Genomic DNA, 18,821 nt, shown 5'->3' on the forward strand with positions numbered 1-18,821 from the left:
AAGGATAAATCTTTATATGGCAAATACAAGTCAAGCTCGTAAGCGCGCACGTCAAGCAGTTGCTTTAAATAAGCATAACTCTAGTCTTCGTTCATTACTTCGCACATCTATCAAACGAGTGCGTCAAGCTATCGAAGCGGGCGATAAGGAAAAAGCTAACGAGGCTTTAAGCAGTGCTACAAGCGTAATAGACCGTGTAGCGGATAAAAAAATCATTCATAAAAACAAAGCTGCTCGTCACAAAAGCCGCCTTTCAGCTGCTATTAAAGCTCTAAATTAATTCTTATCTTTTATAAGATTTTGATGCCATAAAAAAGCACTACTTAAAGTAGTGCTTTTTCTGTATATGTCTATTCAGTAGGTCTATCTTTTAAATCGCAGGAATTATCCATAAGTTCCGTCTGAAGATTATTATCTGCAGCAAAATCATTTACGAACTTCCACCCCTTAGGCTCAAGGGTTTTAAGTCTAGTATCTACAATAACGCACTTATTTCCGTTGATTATATTAGGCACAACATAAGGTGAATAACATAAGTGACCGCCTCTAAAACCTTTAGGCTTGAAATGAGCCATAACCCCTGCTAATCTTTCAGCCCAGTCACTTGGTCTGAACTTTTGACCACTCTTTGTTAAACCATAAATTATTAAATGTTGCATCTTAAAGTATAGTTGCGATGATGTAGCGAATATTTTAACTTATACTAAACAAAATAAAATCATTAGCTATAATTTAAAATTAGTTTCAAAAATTTACCCATGAACCAGATTAGCAAACCCATTGCCAAAAGGCATTTTCTTCAATTAAAAGATTTTACAACTGAAGAAATTTTATACATTTTAGACAGAGCCATAATTCTTAAAAAGAAATTCAAAAATTACGAACCTCACACTCCCTTACTTGATCGTACTCTTGCAATGGTGTTTGAAAAAGCTAGCACAAGAACGCGAGTTTCATTTGAAGCTGGTATGTATCAAATGGGTGGTTTTGTAATTAATCTTACCTCTAGTGACTCTCAACTTGGTCGCTCGGAACCTATTGAAGATACGGCTAGGGTTGTATCGCGAATGGTCGATATAGTTATGATTAGAACTTTCGAGCAGACTCGATTAGAAAATTTTGCTGAACATTCTCGTGTTCCTGTTATTAATGGCTTAACTAACGAATATCATCCATGTCAAATTCTCGCTGATTTACTTACTTTTATTGAGTATCGTGGCCCTATTCAAGGCAAAACAGTTACATGGATTGGGGACGAAAACAATATGTCCTACACATGGATTCAAGCCGCTGAATTACTTGATTTCACACTTCATTTCAGTGCTCCAAAGGATTACCAATTAAAACCTGAACGAATTGCAGGTGTTTCTGATAAACACCTAAAGGTTTTCGATGATCCTATGGAAGCTGCACATAACTCTGATTTAATTACTACCGATGTTTGGACTAGTATGGGTTATGAAGAGGAAAATGCTAAACGCAAAACTGCTTTTGAAAAATGGCAAGTCAACGAGGAAATGATGAAAGTAGCTAATAGTGATGCGTTGTTTATGCATTGCCTCCCAGCACATCGTGGAGAGGAAGTAACGGCTGGAGTTATCGATGGACCTCAAAGTGTAGTTTGGGATGAGGCTGAGAACCGCATGCACGTTCAAAAGGCGGTTATGGAATTTTTATTAACAGGTAAGCAATAAAAAATGAGTGATATTAAAAAAGTTGTACTCGCCTATTCAGGTGGCTTGGATACTTCAGTAATTTTGAAGTGGCTGCAGGATACATATAATTGTGAAGTTATCACCTTCACAGCCGATATAGGGCAAGGTGAAGAGCTTGAGCCAGCTAGAGCAAAAGCACTTAAATTTGGTATTAAACCAGAGCATATTTTTATCGATGATCTTAAAGAGGAATTCGTACGTGATTTCGTTTTTCCAATGTTTAGAGCGAATACTGTATATGAAGGGGAATATCTTTTAGGAACCTCGATTGCACGCCCTCTCATTGCCAAAAGGCAAATAGAAATCGCAAAAGAAGTTTCAGCTGATGCAGTATCTCACGGAGCTACAGGTAAAGGAAATGACCAAGTGCGATTTGAACTAGGGTATTACGCACTTAATCCAGAGATTAAGGTTATCGCTCCATGGCGTGAATGGGATTTGCTTTCACGCGAAAAATTACTAGCTTATGCGGAGAAAGCTGGTATTGAAATTGATATGAAGCACAAACAAGGTGGGGCACCATATTCTATGGACGCAAATCTACTTCATATAAGCTACGAGGGTCGTCATTTAGAGAATCCCGAAGCAGAAGCAGAGGCGTCTATGTGGCGTTGGACTGTGTCTCCAGAGGAAGCTCCTGATGAAGCTGAATACCTTGACTTAGAATATAAAAACGGTGATATCGTGGCTTTAAATGGTAAACAAATGTCTCCAGCTGCTGTACTAACAGAGCTTAATCGTCTAGGGTCTAAACATGGTATCGGTCGACTAGATTTAGTAGAAAATCGTTATGTAGGTATGAAATCTAGGGGTTGTTATGAAACCCCAGGCGGAACAATTATGCTAAAAGCTCATAGAGCAATTGAATCCATTACTTTAGATCGGGAAGTGGCACATCTTAAAGATGACCTAATGCCACGATATGCAAGCATGATATATAACGGTTACTGGTGGTCTCCTGAACGCAAAGCTCTTCAGGTATTAATAGACCATACACAGAAAAACGTAAATGGTGTAGTAAGGCTTAAGTTATATAAGGGAAATGTAATAGTAGTATCGCGTGATTCATCAACTGATAGCTTATTCGATAAAACAATTGCTACTTTCGATGATGACGGTGGAGCCTATAATCAAGCTGATGCTGAAGGATTTATTAAGCTTAATGCATTAAGAATGCGTATCGGAGCCAAAGTAAAAAGATAATCATTTGTCTAAATTAGCTAAAAAAGAAAAAGCCCACTATATAAGTGGGCTTTTTACTAATCATCTATAGGAGGTTATGAGTAGATGAAACTTTTAACTGTATCTTGGTGGGTGCTACAGGGGTCGAACCTGTGACCTACGCCTTGTAAGGGCGCCGCTCTACCAACTGAGCTAAGCACCCAAGATATCTAAAAGATAAGAAATTATTATATTTAGTTTTTATTTCAATCTCAAGATTTTCAATATAATTTTTTTTATTTCGTAGTGATTTTCAAACAACTACCAACCACCACCAAGTGCCTTATAGAGACGAAGCAAGTTTTCAGCCTCTGCTAAAGAGGATTGTAAAACCTTTTCTTTAAATTGATTGGCCTCAATTTTTGATTGCAATACAGCATCCAAAGTTTTATTTCCAAGCTTATACATTTGATTTAACTGATAAGTTTTCCTGTTTTGAGTGCCAACGGATGCCGCCAAGAAATTGTTTTGCTCTTTAAGTGCAAATTGTGCTTGATAAACTGAATCCACCTCATTAAGAGCCTCTAAGACTTTCTTGTCGTACTCAAGCACAGCTTGCTTAAGCTTGGCGTCCTTAGCTTCTATATTGCGTTCAATGCGGCCATTTGTAAATATAGGCAATGAAACACCAACACTAATCAATCCACCTAATGCCGAAGGATTAGCTAAATAATCTGAATTAATTTCAATCCTACCATTATGTCCCAGAAAGCGAATACTCACTCTAGGATATAAATCAGCTTTTGCACTAGCAACTTGTGCGGCCCTAGCTTTGATATTAAGCAATGCCGCCCTCAAATCTGGACGTCGCTCTAAAACATTCAAAGGGTACTGTCCAGATGGTGGTGTTGGAATATTATTAAATATATTGCGTTTAGAATCCGCAATTGCAAAACCTTGAGGTTTCTTTCCCAATAAAACAGCTATAGCCCTTAAATGCCTATCCCTTTGAGCTGGCAATGTTTTCGTTTGTCCTCTAAATGCTTGAATTTTAGAATCTAAATCAGTAAGTAACTCTATTCCTACATGACCAACATCGAATCTCCCTTTTAGATAGCGACGCATCTCCCTCATGCTCGCAAGAATTTGATTCGAAATCACAATTCTTCTTTGGTAGTATCTGTAGTAAATGTAATTAAGAGCAATATCACTACTGGTTAATAAATAGGCCCCATGCACTCCTTCTTCTTGAGCATATGCCCCATATTCAGCAGCTTGGGCATCACTCGCTTTAGCTCCAAAAAAGTCAGGCTCCCAAGATGCGGCAGCTCCCACAAAACCAATCGTGCCTGAAGTATCAAAATTTTCTGAAGCAGGTATATGATATTTTGTTAAAGTTGGCTCAAGAGGGTTTGCGAGAGTTGTTGATTGAATACCACCATTAGCCATTAATCCAAAAGTGGGTCCCCTATTTGCCTCAGCTAAATTTGCTGTCGCCCTTGATTCTAATAATTTCGCACGTGCGATGGCAATATCATAATTCGATCTCAATCCCTCTTCTATTAAACTTGTAAGAATAGGGTCATTCCACGATAACCACCACTTTTCTAAATCCACTATAGCAGTAGCTTTTTTTGTCTGCTCAAATTCATGGCCTATCAAATCCACATTCGATTCAGGTATATCAACCTTAATCGGTGCACATGCTGCTATAACGCACAAAAAGAGTATTGATAATTTTCTTGAAATTTTAAGCATATAGATTAACCCTGCCTAGCAAGCATAGAGCGAAATTTAGATAAAGCAAAAATAAAAAATGAAGTTCCCATAATTGTAAGAATAACAATCTGCGGCCACACAATATCAATTCCAGCATCTCTAAAAAGTACGGCTTGAGAAAAAATACTAAATTGCGTAACTGGAGATAAATGTGATACTTTTTGAATTATAGGCGACATACTCTCAAGAGGTGTCTCAAGACCTGATAACAATCTACTTACAATATAAATTGGTATACAAAGCAAACCAAATTGTGGCAATGTTGGAGCCAATGTCGATAGCCATAATGCTAGAGAGGCCATCGTATACACATATACAATAAGTCCAACAAAAAATAGTGGCACACTTCCATTAATAGGAACCTCCAGAAGTAAATGCACCACAAAAAACATAGATAACATAGCGGCAATCATAATCATACCGCCATTAGTGATAATCTTAGATAAAGCAATTTCACTAGCTTTTACAGGCATCACAAGCAAATGTTCTATTGTTCCGTGCTCCCTTTCCCTAATAATAGCCGCTCCCACCAGAATCATAACTAGTAAAGTAACATTACCTAAAACTTGTGTTACACCGATAAACCAAACTGTATCCTGATTCTGATTGAAAAGCGTGTGGATTACAGGTTCAAAAAACGGATTCATAACAGAGGTGTCTACGTTTAAAAAATCCAAAATTTCATTTGTAATAATTCTTTGAACATATACCCCACCTAAGCCTGCAACTGTAGCAGCCGTAGCATCAATCAAAACCTGGATTTGAGGTTTACTTCCAGCTAAAAGATCCTTTTGGAAATTAGGAGGAATATCAACTACGAATACAAACTTGCCTTGGTCCATAAGTGCATCCCTTTCGGAATATGATATGACCTTGGACTGCTTAAATTGCGGTGCTAAAAAGGCGTCTCGAATTTTAAAAGATAAACTAGAATGATCATTATCTATGATGGCAATGGATGCGTTTTTAACTTCTGTAGTTACTCCCTTAGATACAGAGTAAACCGCCACAGTAAACACTACTATAACCAGTCCAACTAGTGGTATGTCGCTAATAACACTCTTTATCTCTTTAAGTATTAAATACCATATATTTTTAAATGACATCTATTTCTCCTGCTTTTTGAGAAACAGACTAGCTACTGTTAAATAAACAGTGGTGAATCCCATCAGAGCTAGATACGGTAATATGAAATGGGAAAAACTTAATCCTTTTGTAAATGCACCAATACTGATAAGTTGATACCATGAGGTCGGGAATGCACGTGCCACTATAGCTGCTGCGCCCGTTAAATTAGAAACTGGAAATAAAAGTCCCGAATAGTTTAAAGATGGGATTAGACCTAATATCGCAGTAGCAAATATAGCTGCAACTTGAGATGACATAAAGCAAGATACCAAAAGACCAAATGAAGTAGAAGCAAAAATCATAAGTAGAGCACCCAATGCCATAGCAAATAGATTACCTCTAATTGGAACTCCTAAAACAAAATAAGCAAGTGCTACCATCACAAAAAAACTTACAAATGAAACGGTGACATAAGGCAATTGCTTTCCTATTAAGAATTCAAGTTTGCTTGCAGGCGATCCGTATAGATTCATGATTGAGCCAATTTCTTTCTCACGCACAACACCTAATGCTGTCATAACTGCAGGAACCATCATAAGGGCCATCATAATCATGCCAGGTGTAATGGAATAGATACTCTTAAAGTCCTGGTTGTAAACATATCGAGGCTCAATATTAAATGGCAATGAAAGATCAATGGGCAGGGTCGATAATCGCTCCTGTACATAATCATTGAGAATGCCTTCAATATATCCACGAATATTACTAGCAAAAAATGGAACGGCCCCGTCAATAACAAAGTTAATCTCTGGCCGCTCCCCTCTTAAGAGCTGCTGCCCAAATCCTTCTGATATATTAATAACCAGTCGTGCCTTCCCTGCCTTAATAACTTCCTGAACTTGCGATATATTGGAAATTTCAGGGATATTTATGAAATATGGTGAACCTTCAAAACGCTCCACTAATGCCCTACTCTCTGTAGTTCTATCCTGATCAAGAACAGAAAATTTAATATCATGAATATCAAAAGAGATACCAAGCGAAGCTCCTACCATCAAGAAAATCGGACCAAAGACCGCAAAGAATAGTCGAATCTTATCGCGTAATAACTCCTTTCCTTCGCGTATTGCAAATGTTTGGATTAATGAAAAGGCTCCATAAGGATTAAATGATTTTTTTGGCTTTTCGGGAGCGGCAATCATCTCAAAATCTTCTGAATGAGCAACTGAATCCTTTTCGTTTGAAGCCTGAGCCTCAATCAAATATTGAATAAATGCTTGCTCAAGATTCTCCGCACCCTTAGAATCAATAAGCTCTTGAGGAGTACCCATAGCAAGCACCTCGCCTTGATTCATAAGCGATATCCTGTCGCATCTTTCAGCTTCATTCATAAAATGGGTAGATACGAAAATAGTCATCTGCTTATCACGAGACAGATGTATAAGTTGCTCCCAAAACATATCTCTTGCGGCAGGATCCACTCCCGACGTAGGTTCATCCAATATAAGCACATCAGGTGAATGTAATATAGCGGCCGCCAATTGTAATCTCTGTCTAATACCTAAAGGCAAATCTGATGGTTTTGTATTAGCTACTTCACTAAGCTGATAGTCACGCAATGCCTGCTCGATGGCTTTTTTACCCTCTTTTGAACCCATCTCATATAATCTTGCATGTAAAAGTAAATTTTCGTGTACAGTTAACTCTTCATATAAAGAGAAGGATTGAGACATATATCCCACCCTTTTACGTGTAGAAATATCATTGGGATCAATTTCATGACCCAACAGATAAGCCGTACCGCTTGTAGGCTCCACTAATCCCGTGAGCATCTTCATCGTTGTGGATTTCCCGCATCCATTAGCCCCTAAGAAGCCAAATATCTCTCCCTTGTGAATTTCAAAATCTACATCATTTACAGCAGTGAAATTTCCAAATTTTTTGGTTAAATCCTTCGCCTCCATCACTAAAGGCTCTTTTAAATCAATCTGAAGAGGTGATTTTTGAATACGGTCTGGATTAGTTTGTTTTTCTGGTGGCAATAAACTTATATACTTCTCTTCTAAAGTACTGTAACCCCCATCAGCTAATACATCTGCAGTTTTTTCTGCTACAAGTACTTGTCCATCGTCCATGGCCACCAAATATTCAAATTGTTCTGCTTCATCAATGTAAGCCGTAGATACTAATACGGTCATATCTCCTGAGTTAGATCGAATATTCTCAACCAATTCCCAGAATTGCTGCCTCGATAGAGGATCAACTCCAGTAGTTGGCTCATCTAAAACAAGCAATTTTGGAGAATGCACAAGTGCACAACATAAACTTAACTTTTGCTTCATCCCACCAGATAGCTTACCTGCTGGTCTATCTGAAAAAGATGCAAGGTTAGTAGCCTGCATAAGTTGCACAATTCTTTGATGTTTGTATTTTCCTCGCAAGCCATACAATCTTGCATGAAAATCTATGTTTTCATAAATGGATAGGGTTGGATAAAGATTATGCCCAAGACCTTGTGGCATAAAAGCTATATCGTGTGAAAGCTCGTCTCGTACAGAACCTTTTGATATATCACGACCTAAAACTTGCACGCTTCCATTTTGGATTTTCTTAACGCCTACTATTAGACTCAGTAATGTAGATTTACCTACTCCATCAGGTCCAATCAAACCAATTGTGCAGTTTGATGGTAAATCAAGGTCTATGCCTCGCAGTGCCTTAGTTTTCCCGTAATTATGGACTAAGTTTCTAATCGAGACAGAAAATTCCATTAGTCTCGTCCTTAGTTATTTTGTAGAGGAGGATTTTTTAATTCTAGTTCTGCAGGCCAATTTGATGAGTCAACAAAGTTAAAGTAAGCAACACCAGTAAGACCGCCTTTTAAATATTTTTCCTGTTCTACTGCAAGCTCAGCAGGAATCTGAAGCTTAACTTTATACATTAATTTATCACGTTCACTTTTGGTCTCTACATACTTAGGAGTAAATTGAGCTTTTGGTGAAATATAAGTAATTGTTGCTGGAAACACAGCATCTACCCCATCTAAAACAATTCTTGCTTCTGAATTTAATTTTAAGTTGGCAACGTCTTGTGTAGGGAGAAATACATTCATATATATATCAGTCGGATCCAACAAAGATACCACTTTGCTACCAGCTCCAATAACATTTCCCTGTTGAACGATTACAAATTCAACTCTTCCATCAATAGGAGCACGCACTACCATATCATCGTCAGCTGATTTAACGGCATTAACTTGAGCTTGAGCTTGATCAACTCCAGCCTCAGCCTCTGCCAAACCTGCTGATGCTGCATCAACTGCAGCTTTTGCTGTTTCGTAATCTAATTTTCTACGGGATAGTTCAACTTGAGAAATAAGTCTTTGGTTATAGAGTTTTTGAGCATTTGAATACTCTAATTCTGCAACTTTTAATTGTTGAGTTCTGGCATCAATCTCCGATTTAACCCTCTCAGTAGCAACTTTCGCTCTATTTTGAGCGGCTTCAGTAGCCGCAAGTTGGGATTTAGATTGCTCAGAAGATAAAGAGACTAGAATTTGATTTTTCTTAACATCTTCGCCTTCAATAACATGAATCTGTTGAACTCTACCAGGATACAAACTAGCCAAATCCATACGATCCATTACTAGTCGACCATTGGTAGATACAATCCCCTCTGGCAATGATTTCTTTTCTTTAGTGAAATACCAATATGCACCGCCAGCTACAGCAGCCAGAACAATAATAACAACGATTATCTTTTTCATAGCCAAATATTATAAAAACAAAAAAGCCTGTTACAACAGGCTTTTTTACAAAATGAAACAAATGGAATTGAAATTAATTATTTTCCACCGTTAACGATTTCTTTAAGAGCTTTACCTGGAACAAATTTAGGTACTTTAGCTTTTTTGATTTGAATAACTTCTTTAGTGCGTGGATTGCGTCCTTTACGAGCGGCCCTAACATTAACGCGGAAAGTGCCAAAACCTACCAAAGTAACTGGTTGACCTTTCTTCAATGAAGCTTTGATAGCCTCGATAGTAGCATCAAGAGCACGACCAGCAGCCGCTTTAGATAAATCAGTCTTATCTGCAATTTTTTCGATTAATTCGGTTTTATTCATTTGGACCCCTATGTGTACTAAAGAAAAAATTATAAGTGTTTACTTACAAAACGAACCTAAATAATATTAGGATTAAAGTCAATGAGCTTCTACTGCTTGCTCTATGTCTTTTATTATATCCAATAATAACTCAATTCCAACTGAAAAGCGCAAAGTATTATGGCTTATATTCATGTTATTGAGGGTTTCTTGAGACATTTCATAGAAAATTGTCTGGGCTACGGGTATACAAAGGGTACGATTGTCCCCTAAATGCGATGCCAAAATAATGGTTTTAAAATTATTCAACACCGCTTTCATATCAAGATTTTCTGATAATTCAGCAGAAATGAGGAATCCGTAGGCATTGCCACCGGTAAGAGAGCTTGCAAGTTCATGCTGTGCATGAGATTTAAGCCCAGGGTATTTGACATTTTTAAAATATGGACTCTGCTCTAAATATTTAGCCAAACCCAATGCATTCTCGTAGGCACGCCTAACACGCAGCTCCACTGTCTCTAAGCCTACAGAAATTTTATGAGCTGAATCAGCAGAAAGGGTCGCCCCCATATCGCGCAAATACTTTTTCTTAATCTGCGTAATGGCCCATTTTTTACTATCGTCTTTACGATATCGCTCATGAATATTAGGGTAATTCGACCAATCATATAAACCTGTATCCGTAATTGATCCGCCTAAGGCATTTGCGTGACCGCCCATCGATTTTGACAATGAATGCATTACAAGGGAGGCTTTCACATCGCTCCCCTTTAACACAACAGGCGTTAGCATGGTGTTATCTAGAAAAAATATAAGCCCGTGCTTTTCGCAAAAATCGCCTATTCCTTTTAAATCGCTCACCTGCGTCATAGGGTTGGCAATGGATTCGGAAAAAACCAATTTTGTATTTGGCCTAAGTGCTGCCTCAAGATCATCAACTCTAGTAGTATCTACAAAAGTCACTTCCACACCAAAACGCATTAATGTGCTAAAGAAACTATTTGTATTTCCAAAGATATAATGCGAGCAAATAAAGTGGTCACCAGCTTTTAGCAAGGTTAGAAATACACCTGCAATAGCCGCCATGCCAGAAGAGCAACAAACTGTACCCACTCCCTCTTCCATTGCATTAATCTTTGTCTCTAAAGCCGTAGTTGTAGGGGTCCCTTGCCTAGAATAGGCATATCCTGGATTACTTTGAAATGTAGCGATTAAGTCCTCAACCTTATCAAAAGCATAATGAAGGGTCGCATGAATTGGATATTGAACAGGACGGGTATCGATTTCTAATTTTCTGTCCGAATGTAAAACATTGGTTATAAGAGAGTTTTCATTATTCATTTTATTGAGACCTTTGACGCAAAGTTTCATATAAACACACAGCACTCGCAACGCTTACATTTAGACTCTCTATTGAGCCCATCATTGGAATGCTTACAAGTTGATCGCATGTTTCTGAAGTTAGGCGACGCATACCATCGCCTTCAGCCCCCATAACCCAAGCAGTGGGTAATTTTGCATCTATGTCGTAAATACTTGAGTCAGCCGCATCAGATGTACCTATAAGCCATACTCCTCTCTCTTTTAATGATCGCATTGTTCTTGCTAAATTCGTAACCATGATATATGGCACCGTTTCCGCCGCGCCACATGCGACCCTTTGAACTGTAGCATTAAGACCTACCGACTTATCCTTAGGGGCAATAACCGCATGTACACCCACTGCATCGGCTGTTCTTAGGCATGCACCTAAATTGTGCGGATCCGTTACCCCATCCAAAATAAGCAAAAAAGCGGGTTCAGTGATTACATCCAAAACATCGTCCACGTTAACAGAAAGCTGTTGAGTAGTGGCAATTGCAACTACCCCTTGATGTCTGGTCCCTTTAGCCAAGGAGTCGAGCCTTTGAATATCCACGCCATAAATTTTTAGATTGCACTGCCTTGCTTTATCGAGCAAAGACTGCATGCGTGCATCCCTTCTGCTTGAATCAAAATATATTTCTTTTACCGAGTCGGGGGCATGTTTTATGCGGGCATTAACCGCATGGAAGCCCGCTAGTAATTGAGTATTTGACATTATTTCCTTCTTTTACGCGAGGATTTTTTTGTATTAGATTTTTTGAACTCATCTCTTTGTTCTCGTTTCTGCTTTGCACGTCTTTGATGAGCTGTCATGCCCTTTAATTCTTGAGGCTTAGTTTTTGCGGCCTTTTTTCTATAACTTTTTGAGGTGGCAATGGCCTCGTCCATCGCCGCTAATTCTTTTTGAACATTCGAATAAGTCATCCCTTTCACGGGTAGGAAATCAATTTTACGTGCTTCTAAATTAACGCTTGCAACCTGCACATGCAAAGAATCTCCAAGCTTATATCTTTTACCAGTCCTCTCACCGATTAATTCTTGAGTAGCCTCATTGTAGTGAAAGAAATCCGCCCCTAACTCTGAAATATGGATTAATCCATCTACATAGAGAGTATCGAGGGTTACGAATAATCCAAATGGTGTAACAGAGGAGACTTTTCCACTGAAAATTTCACCCGTACGTTCGCGTATAAACCAGCATTTAAGCCATGATTCAACATCTTTTGAGGCTTCATCAGCTCTGCGTTCCATAGCAGACATCTGAATTCCTAGTCTCTCCCATACACCATGTTCATAAACCTTTTGAGGCTCCCCCTTAACTCTCTCATATCCCTCAATACTCGGGCTATATTTTTTCCCCGATAAAATTCCCTTAATAACTCTATGCACAAGCAAATCTGGATAGCGTCTAATAGGAGAGGTAAAGTGTGTGTACGCCTCATATGCTAAGCCAAAGTGCCCTACATTATCTGGACTATATATAGCTTGTTGCATAGAACGTAAAGCTAGGGTTTGAATAATTTGAAAGTCTGGTCTCGCTTTCGCCGATTCAATCATCTTCGCATAATCTTTTGAATGAGGCTCTGCACCACCTTCTAGAGTCAATCCAATATTTCTTAAGTAGCTTCTTAGAGATTCTAATTTTTCGGTCGTAGGTCCTTCATGAATACGGAATAGACCTTGATTCTTTTTTGAGAGAATAAAATCAGCGGCACAAGTATTTGCTGCAAGCATACACTCTTCAATTAATTTATGAGCATTATTTCTAATAAACGGTACGATTTGCTCAATCTTACCCATATCATTACTAATTATCTTAGTTTCAACCGTATCAAAATCAATTGCTCCACGAGCTTGACGTTTAGAATGAAGCAATTGGAATAATTGATATAAATCCATCACATTTGGACGAATATCTTTAAATTTTTGAGATGATGGACCAGCCTCATTTTGAATCATATCCCAGACTTGAGTGTATGTCGTGCGAGCGTGCGAATGTATTACGGCACTATAAAATTGATATGCAGAGACTTCACCTGCCTTGACTCCTGTTTCGGGTATGACCATATCACAAACCAAAACTAAACGGTCGACTTCAGGATTTAACGAACAAAGACCATTAGAGAGCACCTCAGGGAGCATTGGAATCACACGTCGAGGAAAATATACTGAAGTGCCTCTTTCCTGAGCGTCCGAATCTAAAGCATCTTCAGGCTTCACGTAGTGTGAAACGTCTGCAATAGCAACAAGAAGACGCCAAGCCAATCTTTTGCGTTTTTCAGATCCTATATTTACTAATTCTGCATATACCGCATCGTCATAATCACGTGCATCCTCTCCATCGATTGTGATGAAAGGCACATCACGTAAATCAACTCTATTTTTATAATCAGATGCCCTTAATTCCTTTGGAAATGTTTTCGCTAATTTCTGCGTCGCTTCTGAGAATACCGCTGGAACATCAAATTTACGTATAGCAATCTCAATTTCCATGCCTGGGTCATCAATATCACCTAAAACCTCTATCACCTTTCCAATCGGTTGAGAGTATCTGGTTGGTTGTCGCACTATTTCAGTAACCACTACATTTCCGTGACGAGCTGACAATATATCTGCACTAGGAATAATAATGTCATGTTTAATTCTTTTATCTTCTGGAACAACAACCCACTGCCCTTGTTCTTTTAAAAGACGTCCAACTAATTTTTCCGTACCCCTTTCAAGAATCTCAAAAATAGCACCTTCAGGACGACCACGGTTATCTCCAACAACTCGAACAGTAACTTTATCGCCATGCAGAACCTTAAGCATCTCTCGCTCAGGAAGATAAATATCCTCGTTGCAGTCATCTGGAATCAGAAATCCATAACCATCTCTATGTCCTTGTACGGTTCCAGTAATAAGATCATCTAAATTATCGTTTATTTTGTAACCCTGTCTAACTGATACAAGTTGAGTATCTCTGAGCATAGCCGATAGACGCTTTGCTAAGCCTTGAATGGCAGAATCACGAGTTAGTTTAAAGTGACGTGAAAGAGCATCTAAGCCAATTTGTTTTTTATGCTCGCGCATAAATTTTAAGATTTCTTCGCGGCTAGGAACATCGGGGTCATATTCAATGCCAGTTTCTAGGGCGAGATTATTTGGAATGTCCAATGGGGCATTTTTTTTATTTTTGTTTGACACCATTTACGACTCCTAAATTTACAGTGAGTTTATTTTAACTAGAAAGTTTTTTAATTATTTTTCATATTAGAAAAATTGTTCATATAGATAACGTGCCACCATTAAAAAGCACATGACCACTACCATAGGCCTAATCCACGATGCACCTTTTTTAATAACCACAAGAGATCCTAAGTAAGCTCCGATAATTTGACCTATTGACATTACTATGGCAATGCTCCAGATAGCATATCCACCTAGGACAAATACCAACATCGAAGCTACATTACTAGCGAAATTTAAAGCCTTAGCCGAGCCAGTAGCTTGAATAATATTTTTTCCTCGCAACAAAATATAAGAAAGGGAGAAAAAAGAACCAGTCCCAGGGCCAAAAGCGCCATCGTAAAAACCGATACCAGGCACTACTGTGCTGTTAAATAAACCTTTAGACATACGCGGTTCAGAATCCACACTCCCTATAGAAGGAGTGAGCAAATAATAAAATCCTATTCCTAAGAGCACAATTGGAATTACTATACTTAGAGCCTTATCATTAAGAAATTGAATGGCAATGGCCCCGAGAACAGCCCCTGTCAATGACGCCATAAATGGTATCCGCATCTCTTTAAAATTAATTATCCCCTTTCTAAGCATCGTGAAAGTGGCTGTCGATGAACCTGCTACACCCTGAATTTTATTTACTGCAAATACTGAAAGCGGAGGAATATTTGAGAGCATAAGAACTGGAATTGTTATTAATCCACCTCCCCCAGCTATAGAATCAATAAAGCCAGCAACAAGCCCCACAGCCAACAGCAACAACAAGTGCAATAAACTAAAATCGAGTTCCATAATCCCTATAAATTAAAAGGTTAGCGTTATTATTCCTACAAAAAGGTATATGATATTTTATTTTTATACTTAGTATGCTTGAGTATTATCAAAACATAAAATTCATTCATGAACATGCAGCTTATCTTAGCATTTCACTGTTCATATTCAGAATAGTTATTTCCTATATAAAGCCTCATTTACTTCAACAAGCATGGGCTAAATATTTGCCGCACCTAATCGACTCGGTCCTATTTATCTGTGCCTTGATGTTAGTTTCAATTTATGGACTAAATCACTGGTTTATCATTTGTAAAATTCTTCTTTTAGTTCTCTATGTTTTGCTTGGACACAAAGCACTTAAAAAGTCTAGATCTTCAAAACAAAAAACAGCCTATTCAATAGCGGCTGTTTCTGTATTTGTATGGATAATTGGTATGGCTAAATACAAATCTCCGCTTGGATGGGCTTTAATCTTTTAAGTTAAATAAGCTTACACATCATCTTATGAGGAATATTTGCATCGTAAAAAATTTAAGCATTTTCTACTAATTCAAAACCTGATTTTTCATAGAAACCTATTGCTTGTAGTTGAGCCGCTAGGCAAACTTTTTTATATCCTGCATCTTTAGCGGCATCGGAAATAAAATTTAAAACCATTGCTCCCACGCCCTTTCCTCGATACTCTTTTAAAACAGCCATACGACCTATATGCCCATCAGGGGTTAGTCTTGCGGTTGCAACTGGTTGTTCATGGTCATTAAAAGCAACAATATGAATACAGTCTTTATCTAATTCATCGAGTTCTAATTCTTCAGGAACATTTTGTTCCTCGATAAAAACAATGCTTCTTACAGGTATGGCAAAGGATTTTAGTAAATCCCAGGGACCAATCTGAAGACTTAATCCATTTGATTCAATTCTTTTAAGTTCCAATACCCTTCTCCAAGAAGCTCAAGTAAATGTGTGTGATGCTGAACAAGTGTTGAACGGTGACCCACACTGATAATCTTAGAATCAGACATTTGTTCCCTCAGCATTTTATACATGTTAAATTCTAGGCCCTCATCCATTGCGGATGTAGCTTCATCTAAGAAAATAACTTTAGGTTGATTGATTAAAATTCTGGCTAAGGCAATGCGTTGTTGCTCTCCTAAAGATAATGTATGAGACCAATTCCCTTCTTCTTGTAGCCTTCCCCTTAAATGTGGCAATGCCACCATATCCAAAATCCTCTCTATTTCATCACTCTTATAATCACTTACAGGATTTGGATAATAAAGGGTATCAATCAAAGCACCCTCGGGCAAGTATGTTTTTTGAGATAAAAACATAACATTATCCTTAGGGACTGTAATCACACCGTTACTATATGGCCATAAGCCTGAGATGCATCTAAACAAAGTAGTTTTACCTGCGCCTGAAGCTCCCTGAATTAACAGAGCTTGACCATTTTGTAATTCAAAGTTTAGATCTTCAACTAATAATTTTTGGGAAGGCGTAAATATATCTACACCCTTTAATAGCAACTTTTCACCGTCATGATTTAGATTAGGTTGAGGTAATTTTTCTGCATTAAATATATTGTTATAAAACCCTGTGAGACGATCAAGAACTGCTTTAAATGCAGCAAAATTATCGTAGATTTCACGAAAGAATGATAATGAGCCACTTAGGGTTGAAAACGCCTGGGCTGTTTGAACCATATCACCTAATTGAATTTTTCCAGCAAAAAAACGCGGTGCTTGGATAATAAATGGAATAACCACCGAAGCTTGAGAAACTACTAAATTAAAACCTTGAAATTTAAGATTTCTAAAAATGATGTCCCAGAAATTCTTGATAACTTCCTTAAACCTTTTTTGTAATTTTTTAAGTTCAAGTTTCTCACCTGCGTAAAATGCAATGCTTTCTGCATATTCACGAATACGTACTAATGAATAACGATAGTTCGCATTTACTTTTTCACTAATAAAATTTAAGCGAATTAATGGATGTCCAATCTTAAATGCGACTACTGTGGTGATCAATATGTAGATATAAATAATAAACACCATAGCCCGAGGAATAGTGAAACTTGAGAATTCAATAGGTCCTGACAGATTCCACAAAATAACCGTATAGGCGATGATAGAAACTACAGAACTCAATAAACCTAATGTCAAATCAAGGGCATAAGTAACAAATGATTGTATGTCTAATTGAATCCTTTGATCGGGGTTGTCTATGGGTTCTGAAAGATAAAAACTTCTTAGATAGCTTCTATTTCCCAACCATTTAGAAAGTAAATCATCATTAAGGTTTTCTCTCCATCGAATTCTGAATTTATTTGATAAATAATAAGCTATTAAGGCTCTAATAACATGTATAGTTGCCAAGATTGAAAAAACCCCCCATCTGCAACCAGAAAGTAGTTTCGTCTACTTTTTGAAGGGCATCATACATGTTCTTATACCAATAGGAAAATAAAACTCCTAAACGGACTCCCAACATGTCCACAAATAAAATAATAGCGAACCCAATGAGGGGATAGTATTTATATTTATAGCTAGTTAGTCTTGGGTCAAGGAATTTTCTAGCTAAAAACCAGAACTGATTTCCCCAAATAGTAGTTTTAACTATAATGAACCCAACCAAAGCAAGAAAGATTAGGCAGAATAAATAATACCCTGCTACCCATTGCAGGCTATCTAATAGCTCTTTTGACCAATTCATCGTTTGAAATTAAGAGAAATAAGGCTCAATATTTGTTATTTGTTTTTTTGCGAATTAGTATTATATAAAGTATTAAGATTTATGAAACGTTTTTGAAGTCAAAACATAATAAAACTGTAAGGATATTTGATGCCCAATTTGCGCAATCTCGCCTTAGAAGCATTAGAAGAAAATAACATAGATCGTAAATGTGAGCTTACTCGGGCTATATGCGGGGACATTGCCACCTTAGATGTGCAAGAGGTTTTAACACCTTCTTCAAACCTTCCAGGTAGACCTGATAAGCCTGTGCTAATTGACCCTAAAGAAGTTGCTCATAGAACAGCGGGGTCATTGGCAGGACGAGCTAGCCTTCTTCACTCCATAGCACATATCGAGTTTAATGCAATTAATTTAGCCCTTGATATTGTATGGCGTTTTCCCGATATGCCAAAAGAGTTTTATTCTGACTGGCTTCAAGTGGCTCGAGAAGAGGTTTATCACTTTGGACTTGTTCGTGATCATTTGCGGACCTTAGATTGTGATTACGGAGATATTCCTGCTCATAGTGGCTTATGGGATATCTGTGAGAAAACTGCGGATAATTTAAAAGCAAGACTTGCTCTAGTTCCTGTGACTTTGGAGGCACGTGGACTAGATGTTAATCCAGCAATGCAGGATAAGTTGCGTCAAGCGGGAGATATGCGGGCCGTTGAGATTTTAGGAATTATTCTAAGAGATGAAATTGGTCACGTGAAGTTTGGTACTAAGTGGTTTAACTATGTTTGCGATTCTGAAGGAGTCGATCCGCTTAGAACATATCAAGAATTGCTAGAGAACTATGGAATGAAAAAACCTAAGGGACCATTTAATCTTGATGGTAGAAAAAATGCGGGTTTCTCTGATGAAGCCCTGAATTGGTTGAAAAATTTGGAGTAA

The 18,821-nt window shown here is 37.9% G+C and carries 17 protein-coding genes and 1 tRNA gene; 5 read left to right on the plus strand and 13 right to left on the minus strand.

Going from position 1 to position 18,821, the window contains the following annotated elements; genetic code table 11:
- Nucleotides 1-16: 16 nt before the first annotated feature.
- A complete protein-coding gene (gene rpsT / locus TASI_RS04515) occupies nt 17-280 on the plus strand; it encodes a 30S ribosomal protein S20 (protein ID WP_014111587.1) in 264 nt (87 codons plus the stop codon).
- A 70-nt stretch (nt 281-350) separates the two neighbouring features.
- Here the strand turns inward: rpsT and TASI_RS04520 are convergent, their stop codons facing one another.
- A complete protein-coding gene (locus TASI_RS04520) occupies nt 351-659 on the minus strand; it encodes a DUF3579 domain-containing protein (RefSeq protein ID WP_015551126.1) in 309 nt (102 codons plus the stop codon).
- 99 nt (nt 660-758) lie between these two features.
- Between TASI_RS04520 and argF the strand changes: the two genes are divergently transcribed.
- Together argF and TASI_RS04530 are read left to right on the plus strand one after the other, a co-directional pair.
- Nucleotides 759-1,694, plus strand: a complete 936-nt coding sequence (gene argF / locus TASI_RS04525) for an ornithine carbamoyltransferase (RefSeq protein WP_014111589.1) — start codon at nt 759-761, stop codon at nt 1,692-1,694.
- A 3-nt stretch (nt 1,695-1,697) separates the two neighbouring features.
- The gene (locus TASI_RS04530; RefSeq protein WP_014111590.1) at nt 1,698-2,918 is read left to right on the plus strand and encodes an argininosuccinate synthase; all 1,221 of its coding nucleotides are present in this window, start codon (nt 1,698-1,700) and stop codon (nt 2,916-2,918) included.
- Between the two features lie 105 nt (nt 2,919-3,023).
- Here the strand turns inward: TASI_RS04530 and TASI_RS04535 are convergent.
- The 10 genes from TASI_RS04535 to TASI_RS04580 all read right to left on the minus strand — a co-directional run bounded on the left by TASI_RS04535 (nt 3,024) and on the right by TASI_RS04580 (nt 15,209).
- Nucleotides 3,024-3,099, minus strand: a tRNA-Val gene (locus TASI_RS04535).
- A 98-nt stretch (nt 3,100-3,197) separates the two neighbouring features.
- Nucleotides 3,198-4,634, minus strand: coding sequence for an efflux transporter outer membrane subunit (locus TASI_RS04540; RefSeq protein ID WP_014111591.1), 1,437 nt, complete (start codon nt 4,632-4,634; stop codon nt 3,198-3,200).
- A 5-nt stretch (nt 4,635-4,639) separates the two neighbouring features.
- Nucleotides 4,640-5,761: an ABC transporter permease gene (locus TASI_RS04545; protein ID WP_014111592.1), complete on the minus strand. Its 1,122-nt coding sequence runs from the start codon at nt 5,759-5,761 to the stop codon at nt 4,640-4,642.
- Complete coding sequence (gene rbbA / locus TASI_RS04550) at nt 5,762-8,494, minus strand: ribosome-associated ATPase/putative transporter RbbA (RefSeq protein ID WP_014111593.1); 2,733 nt, start codon at nt 8,492-8,494, stop codon at nt 5,762-5,764.
- Nucleotides 8,495-8,505: 11 nt separating this feature from the next.
- Nucleotides 8,506-9,489, minus strand: coding sequence for an HlyD family secretion protein (locus tag TASI_RS04555; RefSeq protein ID WP_014111594.1), 984 nt, complete (start codon nt 9,487-9,489; stop codon nt 8,506-8,508).
- Nucleotides 9,490-9,566: 77 nt separating this feature from the next.
- Nucleotides 9,567-9,848 (minus strand): HU family DNA-binding protein, encoded by a 282-nt coding sequence (locus TASI_RS04560; RefSeq protein WP_014111595.1) that lies wholly within the window; start codon nt 9,846-9,848, stop codon nt 9,567-9,569.
- Nucleotides 9,849-9,926: 78 nt separating this feature from the next.
- The gene (locus TASI_RS04565; protein WP_014111596.1) at nt 9,927-11,168 is read right to left on the minus strand and encodes a cystathionine gamma-synthase family protein; all 1,242 of its coding nucleotides are present in this window, start codon (nt 11,166-11,168) and stop codon (nt 9,927-9,929) included.
- A 1-nt stretch (nt 11,169) separates the two neighbouring features.
- Nucleotides 11,170-11,907: a 23S rRNA (guanosine(2251)-2'-O)-methyltransferase RlmB gene (rlmB, locus tag TASI_RS04570; RefSeq protein WP_014111597.1), complete on the minus strand. Its 738-nt coding sequence runs from the start codon at nt 11,905-11,907 to the stop codon at nt 11,170-11,172.
- Entirely contained in the window at nt 11,907-14,381 is a 2,475-nt protein-coding gene (gene rnr, locus TASI_RS04575) for a ribonuclease R (RefSeq protein WP_014111598.1), read from the minus strand. Before rnr ends, rlmB begins: the two co-directional genes overlap by 1 nt.
- A gap of 63 nt (nt 14,382-14,444) precedes the next feature.
- Complete coding sequence (locus tag TASI_RS04580; protein WP_014111599.1) at nt 14,445-15,209, minus strand: TSUP family transporter; 765 nt, start codon at nt 15,207-15,209, stop codon at nt 14,445-14,447.
- A 74-nt stretch (nt 15,210-15,283) separates the two neighbouring features.
- Between TASI_RS04580 and TASI_RS04585 the strand changes: the two genes are divergently transcribed.
- Nucleotides 15,284-15,670, plus strand: coding sequence for a SirB2 family protein (locus TASI_RS04585; RefSeq protein WP_028883658.1), 387 nt, complete (start codon nt 15,284-15,286; stop codon nt 15,668-15,670).
- 52 nt (nt 15,671-15,722) lie between these two features.
- Here the strand turns inward: TASI_RS04585 and TASI_RS04590 are convergent, their stop codons facing one another.
- Together TASI_RS04590 and TASI_RS04595 are read right to left on the minus strand one after the other, a co-directional pair.
- The gene (locus TASI_RS04590; RefSeq protein WP_014111601.1) at nt 15,723-16,124 is read right to left on the minus strand and encodes a GNAT family N-acetyltransferase; all 402 of its coding nucleotides are present in this window, start codon (nt 16,122-16,124) and stop codon (nt 15,723-15,725) included.
- Nucleotides 16,091-17,566 (minus strand): ABC transporter ATP-binding protein/permease, encoded by a 1,476-nt coding sequence (locus TASI_RS04595; protein WP_228359730.1) that lies wholly within the window; start codon nt 17,564-17,566, stop codon nt 16,091-16,093. Before TASI_RS04595 ends, TASI_RS04590 begins: the two co-directional genes overlap by 34 nt.
- Nucleotides 17,567-18,032: 466 nt before the next feature.
- Here TASI_RS04595 and TASI_RS04600 point away from each other — a divergent pair, with 466 nt between their 5' ends.
- Nucleotides 18,033-18,821 (plus strand): ferritin-like domain-containing protein, encoded by a 789-nt coding sequence (locus TASI_RS04600; protein WP_014111602.1) that lies wholly within the window; start codon nt 18,033-18,035, stop codon nt 18,819-18,821.

Source organism: Taylorella asinigenitalis MCE3 (assembly GCF_000226625.1).
Taxonomy (GTDB): Bacteria; Pseudomonadota; Gammaproteobacteria; order Burkholderiales; family Burkholderiaceae_B; genus Taylorella; species Taylorella asinigenitalis.

What these genes read in the sequence shown, in the direction of transcription:
- rpsT (WP_014111587.1), top strand. Translation starts at nt 17, where the DNA reads ATGGCAAATACAAGTCAAGCTCGTAAGCGCGCACGTCAAGCAGTTGCT.
- TASI_RS04520 (WP_015551126.1), bottom strand. Translation starts at nt 659, where the DNA reads ATGCAACATTTAATAATTTATGGTTTAACAAAGAGTGGTCAAAAGTTC.
- argF (WP_014111589.1), top strand. Translation starts at nt 759, where the DNA reads ATGAACCAGATTAGCAAACCCATTGCCAAAAGGCATTTTCTTCAATTA.
- TASI_RS04530 (WP_014111590.1), top strand. Translation starts at nt 1,698, where the DNA reads ATGAGTGATATTAAAAAAGTTGTACTCGCCTATTCAGGTGGCTTGGAT.
- TASI_RS04540 (WP_014111591.1), bottom strand. Translation starts at nt 4,634, where the DNA reads ATGCTTAAAATTTCAAGAAAATTATCAATACTCTTTTTGTGCGTTATA.
- TASI_RS04545 (WP_014111592.1), bottom strand. Translation starts at nt 5,761, where the DNA reads ATGTCATTTAAAAATATATGGTATTTAATACTTAAAGAGATAAAGAGT.
- rbbA (WP_014111593.1), bottom strand. Translation starts at nt 8,494, where the DNA reads ATGGAATTTTCTGTCTCGATTAGAAACTTAGTCCATAATTACGGGAAA.
- TASI_RS04555 (WP_014111594.1), bottom strand. Translation starts at nt 9,489, where the DNA reads ATGAAAAAGATAATCGTTGTTATTATTGTTCTGGCTGCTGTAGCTGGC.
- TASI_RS04560 (WP_014111595.1), bottom strand. Translation starts at nt 9,848, where the DNA reads ATGAATAAAACCGAATTAATCGAAAAAATTGCAGATAAGACTGATTTA.
- TASI_RS04565 (WP_014111596.1), bottom strand. Translation starts at nt 11,168, where the DNA reads ATGAATAATGAAAACTCTCTTATAACCAATGTTTTACATTCGGACAGA.
- rlmB (WP_014111597.1), bottom strand. Translation starts at nt 11,907, where the DNA reads ATGTCAAATACTCAATTACTAGCGGGCTTCCATGCGGTTAATGCCCGC.
- rnr (WP_014111598.1), bottom strand. Translation starts at nt 14,381, where the DNA reads ATGGTGTCAAACAAAAATAAAAAAAATGCCCCATTGGACATTCCAAAT.
- TASI_RS04580 (WP_014111599.1), bottom strand. Translation starts at nt 15,209, where the DNA reads ATGGAACTCGATTTTAGTTTATTGCACTTGTTGTTGCTGTTGGCTGTG.
- TASI_RS04585 (WP_028883658.1), top strand. Translation starts at nt 15,284, where the DNA reads ATGCTTGAGTATTATCAAAACATAAAATTCATTCATGAACATGCAGCT.
- TASI_RS04600 (WP_014111602.1), top strand. Translation starts at nt 18,033, where the DNA reads ATGCCCAATTTGCGCAATCTCGCCTTAGAAGCATTAGAAGAAAATAAC.